This is a genomic window from Microbispora sp. NPDC088329 (assembly GCF_040685655.1).
In the GTDB taxonomy this organism is placed as follows: Bacteria; Actinomycetota; Actinomycetes; order Streptosporangiales; family Streptosporangiaceae; genus Microbispora.
Window position 1 is genome coordinate 241,057 of sequence record NZ_JBFBIP010000004.1, and the last position, 14,915, is coordinate 255,971.

Consider the following 14,915-nt stretch of genomic DNA (forward strand, 5'->3'; position numbering starts at 1 on the left):
GTGCCGATCCCTTCGTATCAGTCCCTGCGCGAGCCGGGCGGCCAGAGCACCAGCACCCGCATCTCCTGCTCGCGGGCGTGCGCGACGACGTCGGCCGTGCCGCCGAATCCGCGTGCCGGGAGCCCGTCCCAGACGGCGAGCAGCTCGTCCGCCCGCTCGAGCATGAAGACGGAGGCGGCCATGAACGCCACAGGCTCCGGCCGTTCGAACGGCATCCGGTGCACGTGCCGCGCGAGTGAGAGCAACTCGTCGTAGGCCGCCCGGGCCACGCGGGGCAGGCTCTCCCGGTATCGGCCGGCGGGCACGACCACGTCGAGGTCGCCGCCGGCGCGCAGCACCTCCCGGGCGAAGAGCTGGTCCGCGCCCTCGGCGAGGCAGGACAGGCCCACCAGCGGCCGGCCCCGCGCGGCGAGCACGGCCCGCAGGGCGCGTCGGACGCGGTCGGCCGTGTCCCGCGGCAGGCCCCGGTGGCCGGTGAACGCGATCGTGGTCATCCCTCTCACCGAATCCTCCGGAGGAAGTCCGGTCCTTCAGCTTCAGGACCGGGAGGAATCCTGCCCCCGTAAGGGGTGACCCGACGAAGCCCGGACAGCCCGGAGCGTGAAGCGGTGATGTCTTGCTCATTTCGCTGAGCGGCCGGGCAGAGCGCCTGTGAAGTGCGAACATACGTACGGCCTACAAGGTGCGGGTCTACCCGACCCCCGAACAAGCGGCGGTGCTGAGCCGCACGTTCGGCTGCGTACGCCTGGTGGTCGTGATCGACCGCGGATTTCACAGCTCGAAGACGTGCAGCGGGTGCGGGCACCTGCTCGCCGCACTGTCCCTGTCGACCCGGCACTGGACGTGCCCGGGCTGCGGCACCCGGCACGACCGGGACGTCAACGCCGCCACGAACATCCTGGCCGCTGGTCGTGCGGTGTCCGCCTGTGGAGCTGACGTGAGTCCGCAAGGGTCCTCCCTTCGGCGGTCGGCGGTGAAGCAGGAAACCCATCCCGTGAGGGGCGGAACCCCACGTTTCAGGCGGGGGAGGAAGTCAATCGTTCAGCCGACCCGTACGATCTGAAAACCGGCGGTGGCCAGGATGCGCGGCAGGTTCCGCACGGTGTCGCGGTCCTTCTCCTTCGCCCCGTCCGAGATGTTGTCCCAGCTGTCCAGGTCGGGGTGTCTCCTGTTCTCCTCGTCGCGGACCGGGCCGCGGGCCCACCCGTCGGCGACCAGGTCCCGCAGCCACCGCTCGTGCTCCATCATCGCAAGTTGCTCGATCTCATAGTCCTTGAAGGCGAAATGCAGCTCGGGCTCCACGCGCGGAGCGAGGGCGCAGCCGATGCTCGTCAGCTTGCGGCCGATGTCCTCCGCCTGCCCACGGTTCGCCGCCCGCAGGTGCGGCGGCAGGCTCTCCCACGGGACCAGCGACGGGTTGGTCGCCCGCACGTGACGGCGCGCGGTGTTCTCCGCGACGTAGCTGTCGTGGATCGCCCGGGCCAGCGTCTCCACCAGGTCCTCCACGATGAGCCGCGGGTCGCCGGCCTCTTCGTTGACCGCGAAGACACGCAGGGCGCCGGAGAGCCCCTCCAGCAGGTTGACGCTCTCGAAGGCCCGGCCGAAGGTGCCGGCCTCCTCGACCCGCACCACGAGCGACCCCGGCCCGCAGTTCCACAGGCGCAGCGAGGTGAGCGCGGTCTTGAGCGCGAGATCCTGGTCGGCGTGACAGACGAACACCCGCTGCGGCGGCTGCGACGGCAGTAGCTCTCCGAGCGGCAGGTCGCCGGGCGGCGCGTCGTGCGTGGTCAGCGCGCACACCTCGGTCACGAACTCGAATCTGCGGCACACCGCCTCGACGGTCCGCGCGGCGTCCGCGTCGATGATCGTCACGGGCAGCGGGTACGGCGAGGGGATCAGCCGCCTCCTGCGCGCCATCTCGACCAGCAGGCTGCGGCCGAAGGCGTCCAGCCCGATGACGACGACCGGCCGCTCGTTCACGATCGGGTGCCGGTTCAGGAGCACCCGGGCGGCGAGCTCGTCCAGGTTGAAGAAGTCGAGGCGCAGCCGGGGCCTGCCGGGAAGGCTCAGCCTGCGGGCCCGCAGGGCGGCGCACAAATCGGGATCGGAGATCAGGGCGTACGCCGCCAGCGGCCGCCTGCCGCCGGGCCTGGCCACGCCGTGCGCCGCCAGCGCGATCGCCGTGTTGGCCGAGCTGTCCTGCTCGCAGGCGTACAGGACGGAGGCCCGCTGGATCCCGGCGGCCCGCAGGGTGGCGGGGCTGCGTGCGTCGCCGCCGACATGGAGCACCTTGCGGTCGCCCGCGGCGGCGACCGGGGCCGAGCCGATCACCACAATCCGCGTTTCCGTCACCCGCAGCCGTTCCACCAGGGCCAGGGCCGCCGACCCCGACCCGCACACGACCACGTGCTCCTTCGACCTGCGCGCCCGCAACCGCCGCAGTTCGGCGGCGAACAGGAGGCGGGCTCCGTCCACCAGCGTGTAGACCGTCACGCCCGGCGCGGCGAAACGGGCGAACTCCAGCGCGGCCGGGAGCGGGTTCGGCTCGTCGAGCGGCGCGGAGTCGAACACGAACAGTTGCAGGTCCCAGTACAGGAGGTCGAGCGGATTCGACGGCAGGCCCAGCGTTTTCGCATACGTATGGAGGCCGATATATCCGGTCACTAATGCGGCCACCGCCAGGCCCGCGAATATCGCACGCACCACATAGCTCGCGGGAAAGGCCATAAACCCTCTCCTTCGCTGGGCGGCACATGCCTCTTTTTGAAAATAACCCGTCTAAAGGGAACGCTCCAGCCTCCATTCCACGAAGGTGTTGCCGTTCCGATGCCGTCGGGCTCTTTCGCGTCACACCGGTTCGGTGGATGCTGGGCCTGAGATCCATCGACGATCGCCACGGGAGGGCCGGGCGTTGACGGACGGGGTGTGGTCGGCGGATCGCGAGCGGCGCCTCGCGGTCGCGCAGCGGGGAAAGATCCACGGAGGCAGGCCGGTGTTCCTGCTCCACGGGACGCCGGGCAGCCGGATCGGCCCCCTTCCACGGGAAGGCCTGCTCTATCGGCTCGGAGTGCGGCTCATCACCTACGACCGGCCGGGATACGGCGACTCCGACCGGCACGAGGGCCGCAGCGTGGGGGACGTCGCCGCCGACGTGGCCGCCATCGCGGACCACCTCGGCCTGGACCGCTTCGCGGTGGTGGGCCGCTCCGGCGGCGGGCCGCACGCACTCGCCTGCGCCGCCCTGATTCCCCACCGGGTCACCCGGGCCGCCGTGCTCGTCGGGCTCGCCCCGCGGGAGGCGGAGGGCCTCGACTGGTTCGACGGCATGACCGAGGGCAACGTCACGGAGTACATGACCGCCATGCAGGGGCGGGCGCGGCTCGCGGCGCGGCTCGGCCCGACCGCCGCCGAGATCCGCGAGGACCCCGTACGGCTCGTCAACACCCTGTACGACGAGCTGCCGGAGCCGGACAGGAACGTGATCGCGGACGCCGGGATCCGGACCATGCTGGTGCAGACCTTCGCGGAGGCCGTACGGACCTCCGCCTACGGCTGGATCGACGACGCCATGGCCTTCTGCTCACCGTGGGGGTTCGACCCCGCGGACATCAGGGTGCCCACCCTCCTGTGGCACGGCGAGGACGACGTGTTCTCGCCGGTCAGCCACTCCCGCTGGCTGGCCGGGCGGATACCGACCGCCACGGTGCGGATCCAGCGGGGCGCGGCGCACTTCCACGCCTTCCACGTGCTGCCCGACCTCCTGGGCTGGCTCGCCAGGGACGGGCAGGCGGCCTGATCCGCCCGCCTGCCGCCCCCGGCGGGAGTCACCAGGGGAGAGGTTCCAGCTCACGGTCGAGGCGGCGCCAGTCCAGGACCGCGGCGACGACCGGGTGCGCCTCCCCGAGGATCCGGCGGAGCTGCACGAGCAGGGGCTCGCGCAGCACCCGCGCCTCGTCGGTCCGCCTGACGTCGCGCAGAGTGACGGCCAGGTCGGCCTCGCAGATCAGCGTGGTGGGGTGATAGGAGCCGAGGACCGTCCGCAGCCGGTCGAGCGTGTCCCGCTGCAGCTTCTCGGCCTCGGCGTAGTCCTGCAGGTCTCCCAGCACGTTCGCCACGTTGACGGCGCACGCGAGCGAGAAGGGGTGATCGGGCCCGAGCTTGCGCCGCAGCGTCGTGAGGGTCCGGGTGCCCAGCGCCCGGCTCTCGGCGAGCTCCCCGAGCTGCCGCAGGTAGATCGTGAGGTTGTTGGCCGCGATCAGCGTGTACGGGTTGTCCGCGCCCAGTGTGCCCTCGTAGCTGGCCCTGACCTCGGAGGCGAGCTCGAACGCACGTCGCCTGTCGCCCGCCGCGGCGAGGTCGCAGGCGAGACTCAGCTTGCACGCGACGGTGTCGGGCGACTCGGGGCCGAAGCGCTGGAGACAGCGCTCGTAGGTCGTCTCCGTGAGCCGCCGGGCCTCCGCGAGCGCGCCGGTCTCCCGCAGGGACACGGCGAGGCTGCGCGCCGTGTTCAACGTGTCGGGGAGCTCGGGGCCGGACACCTCGGCGTAGCTGTCGAGCGTCTCCCGCAGCAGGTCGGCCGACTTCGCGAACTCCCCGGCCTCGCGGATGTCCAAGGCGAGGTTCGTCTCGGACAGGAGCGTGAACGGATGGGCGGGACCGAGCACCTCACGGCGTTTGTCCGCGGTTTCCTGGTCGAGCCGGCGCGCGGCGTTGATGTCGCCGACGTGCCGCAGGGCGACGGCCAGGTTGTTGGCCGCCGCCAGGACGCGCGGATGGTCGTCGAAGAAGAGCTCCTTGGTCCGGGCATAGGTCTCCTGCTCCATCCGCAGCGATTCGGTCAGCTCGCCGAGGGCTCGCAGGTCCGCGGCGAGGCTTCCCGCGGTCTGCAGCGTGTGCGGGTGCGGGTCGGGCAGCACCCGGCGCTGGTCGTCGAGGATCGCCCGGTTGAGATCGCACGCCTCGCGGTACCTGCCCTGGGCGCGCAGCACGTTCCCCATGTGGAAGCGCAGGTAGAGCGTCTGCCGGTCGTAGTCGCCGAGCTTCCTGATCCAGAGCTCCTCCAGGCGGAGGCCGAGGCTCAGCGCCCGGTCGAACTCGCCCCGCCGATACAGGTACCGCACGCGGTCGATCAGCAGCTGCCGGGTCTCCTCCTCGTCGCAGTCCTCCGCATTGGACGGAACGAGGTGCGGCCAGATCTCGTCGTACCGCGGCCAGTTGCCGGGGTCGTCCGTGTCGCCCTCGCGCGGCCGGGCGCCCAGGAGGATGCGGTGCACCTCGTGGACGGTGCGCTCACGCTCGTCGTCGTCCATCTGGTCGCGCAGCACGGCCTGCACGAGCCTGTGCACCTGCACCGAGTTGTTGCGCTGGTCGACCTTGGCGAGGGCGAACCTGTTCAGCTCGCGCACCAGCCGCCCGACCATGATCTTCTCGCGTAGCGAGTCGTCGTAGGGGACGAGGCAGCGCACGGTCTCGTCGCCGTACAGCATCGACAGCGACACCGGTTCCGCGGCGAAGAAGGCCAGCAGCTGGAGCAGCCGGACCGCCGCGGGCGACTTCTCCCGCAGGCGCTCGAAGGACACGTTCCAGGTCGCGGCGACCGAGGTCGGGTAGGTCGGGGAGTCCCCGAGCGCGAGCGTCCTGACGGGCTGCTTGGAGAGCTTGTCGACGTACTCGTCGACGCTCATGCCGGTCTCCTGCAGCCACGCACCGGCCTGCTCGATGGCGAGCGGCAGGTCGCCCAGCGCGGCGGCCACCCGGTCGGCGTCCTCGTCGCTGAGATCGGCCACCCGCCGCCGCAGGTGCTCCAGACTCTCCTCCCGAGTGAAGACGTCGATCTCCAGCGGTTTGGCGATCTGCGACCAGGTCTGGCTCCGCGACGTGATCAGCACATGCCCGGAGCCACCCGGGAGATAGTGCTGCACGTCCTCCGCGCTGTTGGCGTTGTCGAAGATCAGCAGCCAGCGGGCGTACGGCTCGCCTCGCCGCAGCGCGTCCTTGGCCGCCAGCGCCGCCTCCGCCAGGTTGTCGCCGGTCCTGATGCCCAGCCGCTCGGCCAGATCGGCCATCGAGCCGTTCAGCAGTTCCGGCTGCTCCGCCGACACCCACCACACCACGTCGTAGTCGCTCATGAAACGGTGGGCGTACTCGATGGCCAGCTGCGTCTTGCCCACGCCGCCGAGCCCGAACAGGGCCTGGGTGCGGCCTTCCTGCACCTGGGTCACCACGGCCTGACTGCCGCCGACGAGCTGGTCCCGCAGCCGCTCCAGCATCTCGCCGCGGCCCGTGAAGGCCGCGTTCCTCGTCGGCAGGTTCACGATGGCCGGCTGGATGCCGGGATACCGCGGCGTCCCTCCCTGCCCGGCGGCCTCGGCCCCCGACGGGCGATCGAGGGCGCGCAGCAGTGCGGCGGCCGCGTGCTGCTCGTCCAACCGGAACAGGTCCAGCGCGGGCGGGTCGGCGTACGACTGCGGGAGCCGTACGTCCGACACCCGGACGGGGACGAGATTGACCGACAGCGCGGCGAGGCCCTCGGCGGCGCGCCACGTCTCGCGTGCCTGCCGCGAGCGCAGGTACGCGGGGGACAGCAGCGCGACCGTGCGGGCCGCCGCCTCAGGGGGCCGCCCCTGGCCGCCCTCGACCTCCTCGCGGTCGCCCCCCTGCGTGCGGACCCGCAGACCCGCCTGGGCCAGCACGGCGGCGATCCACTCCGCCCACAACCGGTCCTCCGGGACGTAGCTCAGGGTGACCTCGTTCGACAGCGACGGGCGGCGCCGGACGAACAGTTCCCGGTAGCTCAGGCGCAGGTCCTCGTCCAGCGGGGAAAGGGACGCGACCCGGCCTCCGGTGATGACGCTCGTGAGCCGCTCGTAGGCGGCCAGCAGCGAGCCGGGGGAGCCGGGCGCGTCGCCGAAGGTCGCCAGGGTCTCCTCGTACGCGTAGAACGGCTTGTAGGGGATCTCGACGGCGCCCCAGTAGTTGCCGTGATCATGGGCGATGCCGCTGGGGAACCCCTCGAACTGGCTGCGGGCGAACGCCCGGCCGGCGTCGAGCTTCTCCTTCTCCGCGTCGTCCACGCGCATGGGGATCGGCAGGATCCTGATACGGCGGTCGGGGAACCGCTCGGCGATCTCCGCAGCGACCCGTGCGGCCCCCTCGATGCTCTGGTCGCTGAGGGTGAAGCAGGTCACCACGGTGTCGGGGAAGTGGACCGTGCAGATGTCGGCGATGTCGCTCAGCCCGGTGCGGCTGTCGATGAGCACGTAGTCGTAGCCGCGCCGCATGTCCACCCGCAGGGCGTCGAGGAACTGCCCTCCGCCCAGCCGCTCGTAGAAGTTGTCCCAGTCGAAGGTGGACACCAGCGAGGAGTAGTCGCGGTTCTGCCGCCCGGCGGGAAGGAAATCGAGGGAGCCGCCGTCGGGGAAGTGGGGCCATTCGACCGACACGACGTGCCGCCCCACGTTCGCGTACTGCGTGTGCCAGTCGGCGGGACGTGGGTCGGGACGGGTCGCGGCCCAGGCGAAGTCCTTGATCAGGTCGATCACGCCGGCCGTGCCGCTGATGATCTCCCCGTCCAGGAAGGGACGGAAGAACTTGTGCAGGCCGGGAGACTCCAGGTCCCAGTCCACGACCAGCACGCGGTGGCCGCTGGAGGCGAGGATCCAGGCAGTGTTGGCCAGCGCCATCGTCCTGCCCGTCCCCCCTTTGTAGGAGTAGAAGGTGATGATGTGGCCGTCACGCAGCTCGCTCATGTCACCCCCTCGCCTCGCGGCTCGGGGTCGCGTGAGCCAGGGGCACGATATTTTCTGATGCGTTCGTTTCGCTCGCTCATGGCCTCCCCTTCCGTACCGGCGGGTCGTCTGGTGCGGGTTCTTCCGGCGTGAGCGGCCACAGCCGCGGGCGCCCGCTGCCGGGCACCTGCGGCGGGAACGCGCGTCCGTGCCGTAGGTAGGAGTTGCCGGCGGCCTCCACGACCGGCCGCAGCGACGTCTCGAAACCGGCCACGGTGGAGGTGTCGCTCACGGCCCGCCGCGCGGCCGGCCGGCCCTGCGCCAGTTTCGCCGGCAGCAGGGCACGCAGCGCCGCGCGTAACTCCGGCGCGTTCTGGCCGGTCTGGGAGTCGGCGCCGCTCCAGGGCACGACCACGCCCACCCACGGCTTGTCGGCCCGGTCGAACGCCTCGAGCAACGGCCGGAACTGCGGATCGAGGGCCGTCCACACGTCCAGCAGCACGATCCCGGGGCAACTGGCCGCCCCGGCGCCCAGCAGTTCCTCATGGTGGTGGAGGAAGGTCCCGACGTCGGGTTCGAAGCCCAGGCGGCGCACGATGTCGGCGGCGATCTGCGCCACGGGCCGAGGGTCCTCGGGGTGATAGGGGTTCCAGTCACACGGGGAGGACCCGTAGAACCGCGCCTCCCGCGGTGCCGTACGAGTGGCCGTCGTATGGGCGAGTACGGCTATCAGGAAACGGCGTTCCTCGTCGCGGTTGAAGGCGCTCTTTATGCTGCCGTAGTCGCAGGGCGTGCTCGGCGGGAGCCGCACTCCCTCGGCCACCTCGATGATGCGCTGGGCCAGCGCGTCCACTGCGGACTTGTAATGGTCGCGGTATCTCCTGATCTTCATGAGGCCGTACAGGCCTCGTTCGAGATAGTGCGCCCCGAGGTCCGGATGGGTGAATTGAATGGATCTGACCATATCGGGGAGTTCGAAGTCCGGAACCGGAACCCAGAACGCGGGGACGATCACTTCGGGAATGCTCCGGCGCCCGTCCAGATGCAGCCGTCTGCGCAGGTCGAAGGCGGCCCATTCCTTGCCGCACTGCTCGCTCCGGAAGTAGCGCCGCGAGTAGAGGGGGACGAAGACCCGGCAGGTCGCCAGCTCCTTGGCCAGGCGTTTGTCCCACTCGACGCCCGGGGGGATGTCCATGTCCATGAAACCCGGAGGAACGCCCGCGGGCAGGGATGTGTGCTGCAGAATCTCCCGGCATAGCTCCTTGTAGAGCTTTTCCACGGGAAGGTTGGGGTTGTCGTCGTCGGGATGCGTGCGGGGCGTGCGTGCATAGCTGAGGAAGAAATACGGGAGATGGTCTCCAGTACCCGAGGTACCAGCCACCACACCTCCCGCACGCCGCCGGTGCCCTCACTATAAGCTCTCGCTTCAGAGCAGACAGGAATATCGCATTATTCCTCTGCTCGTCACCCGTTTTTCGGACAACCATCGCTCGGCGAAGGCCACGGCCATCGGAAGTGGGAACAGCCTGCTTTCGGCATTACCCACCCGGCCCCGGCTGATCTTTTCGGTCCTTTCCAGTGCGGCGCCGCACTCCGCGAAATCACGGTCGTCCAGAACGACGTCCTCGTAATCGACCCACGTGCGTCGTCCGCGGATCTCGACCACGCATCCGTACCGGGTCTTCGGCGGGTCGAGCCGGTACCGGTACTCCGCCAGATGGAAGGAACTGCACTTGTCGAACCCGACGCCGAGCAACAGCACCATCGCCTCCGTCTTCACCAGTTTGGCCAGCGGCGACTGCTCCCCGAGGTGGCTCTCGAGATCGTGGTCGGCCATGAGCCACCCCGCGTTCCGGCCGACGGCGGCGAAGGAGGTCTGCGGATGCGCGCTGCGGACCGCGCCGTCCAGCGTCCGCAGATGCTCCGACAGCACTCCGCACTCGATCGAGGAGCTCTTCCTGACGTCGAAGGCGGGCATGGCGTCGCGGTACCGTCTCCTCTCCTCGTCGGTCATCCCCCGGGTGGCCTCGCGATAGGAGCGCGATGTGTCCGAGTTGCCGGACGTGAAGGTGGGGACGACGAGGGTGCCCCTGGCGCCGAGGACTCTCAGCAAGGCGCCGGCCAGCGAGGCGACCCCGCCTTCGATCCTGCCGATGCTGCGCAGCGAGGCGTGCACCAGCACGGTCTGACCGGACCGCAGGCCCAGCCGGCGCAGCGACCGGACCAGCGCGTCCTGCCGGAGGGCACGATCCGCACGGCCGTCGGCCCGGCCCCGCGCCCCCGATGACAGCGGGCCAGTGGAGAGGCGGCCGAACAAGGAGATGAACGCGAGGGCGGACATGGCCAGGTCCGGCATCGCGTCACTCCTGCCGGGAACCCGCGAGCAGGGGCAGGCGGGCGGCGGCCTCGGCGAGCCCCTCGGCGAAGCGACGCCCCAGCACAGGCAGCGTGCCGCCGGTGATCCGGCCGATCGTCGTCGCCAGCCGCTCGCGTTCCTCGTCCGCGAGGAAGTCGGCGACGGAGAGCAGCCCGTAAGCGTCACACAGCAGCAGTTCGCGGCTCGTGTCGCCGCCGGCGAGATCGAGCAGATCGAGCAGCGCACCGAACTGGGCCCGGTGGAAGTGCTCGACGAGCAGCCGGGCCGTCGTCTCCGGGCCGGCGCCGAGAGGGAGGGCGACCGCGCCGTACGCCGCGCGGCTCGTCGCGCCGTTCGCACCGCGGGGCAGGGGCGTCACCACCCGAAGGCCGGCTCGTACGGCGGCCCGCCGGTCCTCGGACAGGAAGGCCAGCGCGGCGCCGACGACCTCACCCAGGGCGGCGGCCGCCTCGTCGGTCAACCGGTCCTCCACGGGCGTGCCGTAGCAGTCGCGGTAGGCATCGACGTCGTCGAGCAGCAGACGGAGCCCGGCGGCCTCGATCGGGCGGATCGGCTCCCAGAGCGGGCTGTCCTCCGACAGCCACCGGCCGTCCACCCGCACCGCGAACGACCCGTCGTGAACGTCCACCTCTGCGCGGTCCTGGCCGACGGCGCGCATCCGCCCGAGACCGGGAAGATGGACGAAGGTCCCGCGGACCGGCACCGCGACCTTCGCGGCCAGACCGGTCCGTACGGCGGCGACCGCGGCGACGGCGGCGAGGTGACCGGTGTCGGCGGCGGTGAGCAGGGTGGGGCTGACCACGCAGCGGGCCCCCCAGGCGTGGACATAGGGGTGACTCAGCAGGTCGTCGACCGCGGCGCGGTCCGCCCGCTCGGCGTCCACGAGGACCGACCACGACTCCTGGTCGCCGGTGACCGCCGCCGCGCGGCGCGCGGCGAGGCGGGCCCTGCTGAGCTGCGGAGCGCCCAGATGGGCGACGTCGCCCGCCGTGGCGGTTCCCGACGCGAGCGAGTCCAGCGTGGCGACCGGCAACCGATGGACGGGAGCCGCCGGGCTCCGCCGGTCGTCTGCGACCAGGTGGGAGATCAGCCGGAAGAGGTCCGGGCAGTAGACCGAGGGATTGGCGAAGCCCGGGCCCGTCCGGTAGCGATGCGCGTAAAGGCCCCCGCCGCAACTGGTGACGAGCGGGCAGCGGCGGCATTCCTCGGCCAGGGAGTCCAGTCCGCCCTGGCGTGCGGCGAAGCCGGGATGTCGCGCGGCCTCGCTAAGAGAGTGACGGAAGACGTCGAATCCGGTCGCGGGCGCGCCGTCGAAGGCGGTCTTGAGCGAGTCGGCCTGCTCGTAGGAGCCGTCGGTCTCCATGACGACGAGGTCGGACGGCCGCAGGCCGAGCGACTCGGTCTGGCTGTCCCCGCCCATCGCGGTCAGGGTGATCGAGTCGAACATCCTGACCGGGACCGGCCTGCCGTCCGCGCGCCACCGATCGTGCACCGCGATCAGCCAGTCGGCGTACGCGGTCTCCCGCCCGGCGGGACGCGGCGGCGGATGGTCCCACGTGGCGTGCGGCAGCAGGAAATCGACACGCGGAGGGCGCAGCGCGACGAGTGCCTCGTAGACGGCGACGGGATCACTGCGTACGTCGATCGTGCACAGCAACCCGGCGTAGAGAGCCGGGTAGTGGTCGCGCAGCAGGGTGATCGCCCGGACGACATGGTCGTAGCTGCTGCGGCCGTCGGCGTACCGGCGGTGGAGGTCGTTGGCCGCGCGGTCGCCGTCGATCGAGACACCGACCTTGACGCGCTCCTGCACGAACATCTCGCAGAACGCACGCGACAGGAGCACACCGTTGGTATGAATGCGCAGATCGAGGTCGCAGACACCGTCCACCGCCCGGCGGAGCGTACGCGCGAATCTCCGGAGCCGCTCGATTCCGGCGAGGAGGGGCTCGCCTCCATGAAAGACGACGTGCGCCGTCTGAATTCCGTGCTCGACGGCATGCTCCGCAATCCGGTCCGCCACCCGGGCGGCGGTCTCGTCGGACATCACCATCGGCCGTCCCCGCCAGCTGGTGTCGGCGTGTTCGTACACATAGCAGTGATCACAGGACAGGTCACACCTGCTCGCCACTTTGAGCACGAACTGCCGGAACGGCACGATGGGCGGATGCATTATGAGCGGGCGGAATCAGATGGATGAATTGAACAACACGCCCGAAGTCTCCACGGGATGACCGTCCGTCAGACCGGACAGTGGAGAAGCGGTGACATCGGCGACATGTGTCTCAATCGCATCGTTGTGCATGGCGGCACCTGTTTCTGGGCATGAGAGCAGTAGATATTGGAACCCTGTGGTGCAGGAGAACGCCTGCTATATATCCGCAGGTGAACGCGCCTACGCCGACGGGAACCAAACCAGGGCAGCCTATCAAGAGAACTATAACGACGGCGTTACAAGTTGTATTCGCACTACTGTAATTTGCCGAAGGCGGGCGTTTTATTCCCCGATATGTCCGATTGGCTATCGGAATTGACGTAAGGGCTCGTTGAGTGTTTTAGGGGTCTATGGGGTAATCGCTGGGGCGCCGGGGGAAGCCAGGCGGCGCGTGCCGCCCGGCGTGGCCCCGGATAGGGTCAGGGTCGTGACTGAGCCGCTGGTGCGGCGGATGCGGGAGTTCGGTACGACCGTGTTCGCCACGATGACGAAGCTGGCCGTGGAGACGGGCTCGATCAACCTGGGCCAGGGTTTCCCCGACACCGACGGGCCGGAGCGCATGCTGGAGCGCGCGGTCGAGGCCGTGCGGAGCGGCCTCAACCAGTACCCGCCAGGCCCGGGCCTCCCTGAGCTGAGGCAGGCGGTCGCCGAGCACCGCAAGCAGTGGTACGGCCTCGCCTACGACCCCGACGGGGAGGTTCTCGTCACCGTCGGGGCCACCGAGGCCATCGCCGCAGCGATCCTCGCGCTCTGCGAGCCGGGTGACGAGGTGGTCGTCTTCGAGCCCTACTACGACTCCTACGCCGCGGCCATCGCGCTCGCGGGAGCCGTACGCAGGGCGGTCACGCTGCGTGTCGACGCGGGGCGGTTCACCTTCGACCCTGCCGAGCTGGAGGCCGCGATCACGCCCCGCACCCGGGCGATCCTGGTGAACTCGCCGCATAACCCGACAGGGACCGTGTTCACCCGCGAGGAACTGGAGTGTGTCGCCCGGGTCTGCCTGGAGCACGACCTGATCGCGGTGACGGACGAGGTCTACGAGCACCTCACCTTCGACGGCGTCGAGCACGTTCCGCTCGCCACGCTGCCCGGCATGCGCGAGCGCACGGTCATGATCTCTTCGGCGGGCAAGACCTTCAGCGTCACGGGCTGGAAGACCGGCTGGGTATGCGCCCCGGCGCCGCTCACCGCCGCCGTGCAGACGGTCAAACAGTTCCTCACCTACACCGCGAGCGCCACCTGGCAAATCGCGGTCGCGTACGCCCTGCGGGAGGAGATGGACTGGGTCGCGGCCCAGCGGGCGGCCCTGCAGGCCAAGCGCGACCGTCTCGCGGCGGGCCTGACCGAGGCCGGCTTCGATGTGCTCCGGCCGTCCGGCACCTATTTCGTGCAGACCGACATACGGCCGCTCGGCTTCGACGACGGGCTGGAGCTCGCCCGGCGGCTGCCCGAGCTGGCGGAGGTGGTGGCAATCCCCACCCAGGTCTTCTACGACCACCCCGCACGGGGCCGTCACTTCCTGCGGTTCGCCTTCTGCAAGCGGGACGAGGTCATCGACGAGGCCGTCGCCCGCCTGCGCCGTCTCGGCGGCTGATGGTTTGCTCGCTGACCGTTACCACTCCTATACTCTCCGGTGATGGTATCAGTGTGATACCGCGCCATAGCATGGAGGCATGGCTATGACGCTTCGCCTGAGTGACGAGCAGACCGAGGCCCTCCGGCGGCGCGCCGAGAAGGAAGGCCGCAGCATGCAGCAGATCGCCCTCCACGCGATCGACGATTACCTCGCCCGCGTAGCCGACGACGAGTACACCGACCTGCTGGCCGAGAAGGGGGCGCAGCGTTTCGCGGATCTCCTGCGCAGGTTGGGAGAGTGACCCGCTACATCACCCTGGAGCAGGCGCTGAGGATCGCCCGATGGGCGACAGGGGCACCGATCGAGGTTCGTGACATCGGGCTCTTGGAAGCGGCGCTGTTGCGTCCGCAGACGTCCTTGTTCGGGCAGGACGCGTACCCGGACCTGCTGACCAAGGCCGCGGCAATCCTGCACTCGATCGTCTCCAATCACCCGTTTGTGGACGGCAACAAGCGAGCGGCCTGGCTCACGATGTACGTCTTCTGTGCCAAGAACGGGGTGGAGATCGAGCCGCAGGACGACGACGTCGCCTACGATTTCGTGATCGCGGTCGCGTCGGGGAAGCTCACGGAGGTCGACGAGATCGCGGACGTGCTGCGCGGCTTCACCGCCTGCTGAGCACCCGGACCGTGCCCAAGGCGACGATCGGTGTCGCCAGCCACAGGAAGGGCACCGCGGGGGCCGCCCACGCGCTCGCCGCGGCGGTCAGCAGCCAGTAGATCCCGACGGCCCAGTAGACGCAGGCGTTGCCGCACAGGCGGCGCAGGCCGGCGTCCGGCCGGTGCAACCGCTGCGCCGGCACCAGAGTGAACAGCACGCCCTGGGAGAGCGGCAGGACGGCCGCGTTGCCGGCGAACAGCCCGGTCACCAGGCCCGGTGCTCACCGTGAGGTGGCCGGCGTTGGCCTCGCCGAAGAGCGCCCGGGACTCGCCTGAGGCGTGGCCGTGCGGATCTCCGTTCGGA

Annotated in this window: 12 protein-coding genes; 5 read left to right on the forward strand and 7 right to left on the reverse strand. The window is 70.2% G+C overall.

All coding sequences use genetic code 11. The features are described 5' to 3' along the window. Positions 1–17: 17 nt before the first annotated feature. Positions 18–494: a hypothetical protein gene (locus AB0O28_RS11200; protein WP_363638796.1), complete on the reverse strand. Its 477-nt coding sequence runs from the start codon at positions 492–494 to the stop codon at positions 18–20. A gap of 170 nt (positions 495–664) precedes the next feature. Here AB0O28_RS11200 and AB0O28_RS11205 point away from each other — a divergent pair, with 170 nt between their 5' ends. Continuing rightward, complete coding sequence (locus AB0O28_RS11205; protein WP_363639161.1) at positions 665–1,063, forward strand: zinc ribbon domain-containing protein; 399 nt, start codon at positions 665–667, stop codon at positions 1,061–1,063. Here the strand turns inward: AB0O28_RS11205 and AB0O28_RS11210 are convergent. Continuing rightward, complete coding sequence (locus AB0O28_RS11210) at positions 1,042–2,727, reverse strand: RyR domain-containing protein (RefSeq protein ID WP_363638798.1); 1,686 nt, start codon at positions 2,725–2,727, stop codon at positions 1,042–1,044. The genes AB0O28_RS11205 and AB0O28_RS11210 overlap by 22 nt on opposite strands. Positions 2,728–2,911: 184 nt before the next feature. Here AB0O28_RS11210 and AB0O28_RS11215 point away from each other — a divergent pair, with 184 nt between their 5' ends. Beyond that, the gene (locus AB0O28_RS11215) at positions 2,912–3,796 is read left to right on the forward strand and encodes an alpha/beta hydrolase (RefSeq protein ID WP_363638800.1); all 885 of its coding nucleotides are present in this window, start codon (positions 2,912–2,914) and stop codon (positions 3,794–3,796) included. Positions 3,797–3,824: 28 nt separating this feature from the next. Here the strand turns inward: AB0O28_RS11215 and fxsT are convergent, their stop codons facing one another. From fxsT to AB0O28_RS11235, 4 genes are all read right to left on the reverse strand, one after another. Then, positions 3,825–7,748, reverse strand: coding sequence for an FxSxx-COOH system tetratricopeptide repeat protein (gene fxsT / locus AB0O28_RS11220; RefSeq protein WP_363638802.1), 3,924 nt, complete (start codon positions 7,746–7,748; stop codon positions 3,825–3,827). Positions 7,749–7,824: 76 nt separating this feature from the next. Then, positions 7,825–9,108, reverse strand: a complete 1,284-nt coding sequence (locus AB0O28_RS11225) for a TIR-like protein FxsC (RefSeq protein WP_363638803.1) — start codon at positions 9,106–9,108, stop codon at positions 7,825–7,827. A 45-nt stretch (positions 9,109–9,153) separates the two neighbouring features. After that, positions 9,154–10,083: an AAC(3) family N-acetyltransferase gene (locus tag AB0O28_RS11230; RefSeq protein WP_363638805.1), complete on the reverse strand. Its 930-nt coding sequence runs from the start codon at positions 10,081–10,083 to the stop codon at positions 9,154–9,156. A 4-nt stretch (positions 10,084–10,087) separates the two neighbouring features. Next, the gene (locus AB0O28_RS11235) at positions 10,088–12,259 is read right to left on the reverse strand and encodes an FxsB family cyclophane-forming radical SAM/SPASM peptide maturase (RefSeq protein WP_363638807.1); all 2,172 of its coding nucleotides are present in this window, start codon (positions 12,257–12,259) and stop codon (positions 10,088–10,090) included. A 484-nt stretch (positions 12,260–12,743) separates the two neighbouring features. On the opposite strand from AB0O28_RS11235, the gene AB0O28_RS11240 reads away from it, so the two are divergent. The 3 genes from AB0O28_RS11240 (at position 12,744) to AB0O28_RS11250 (ending at position 14,570) form a co-directional block, all read left to right on the forward strand. After that, positions 12,744–13,910, forward strand: coding sequence for a pyridoxal phosphate-dependent aminotransferase (locus AB0O28_RS11240; RefSeq protein WP_363638809.1), 1,167 nt, complete (start codon positions 12,744–12,746; stop codon positions 13,908–13,910). 79 nt (positions 13,911–13,989) lie between these two features. Continuing rightward, the gene (locus AB0O28_RS11245; protein WP_363638811.1) at positions 13,990–14,193 is read left to right on the forward strand and encodes a CopG family transcriptional regulator; all 204 of its coding nucleotides are present in this window, start codon (positions 13,990–13,992) and stop codon (positions 14,191–14,193) included. After that, the gene (locus AB0O28_RS11250) at positions 14,190–14,570 is read left to right on the forward strand and encodes a type II toxin-antitoxin system death-on-curing family toxin (protein ID WP_363638813.1); all 381 of its coding nucleotides are present in this window, start codon (positions 14,190–14,192) and stop codon (positions 14,568–14,570) included. Before AB0O28_RS11245 ends, AB0O28_RS11250 begins: the two co-directional genes overlap by 4 nt. Here the strand turns inward: AB0O28_RS11250 and AB0O28_RS11255 are convergent. Beyond that, positions 14,557–14,820, reverse strand: a complete 264-nt coding sequence (locus AB0O28_RS11255) for a hypothetical protein (RefSeq protein WP_363638815.1) — start codon at positions 14,818–14,820, stop codon at positions 14,557–14,559. The two genes, AB0O28_RS11250 and AB0O28_RS11255, sit on opposite strands and share 14 nt — an antisense overlap. Positions 14,821–14,915: the final 95 nt, after the last annotated feature.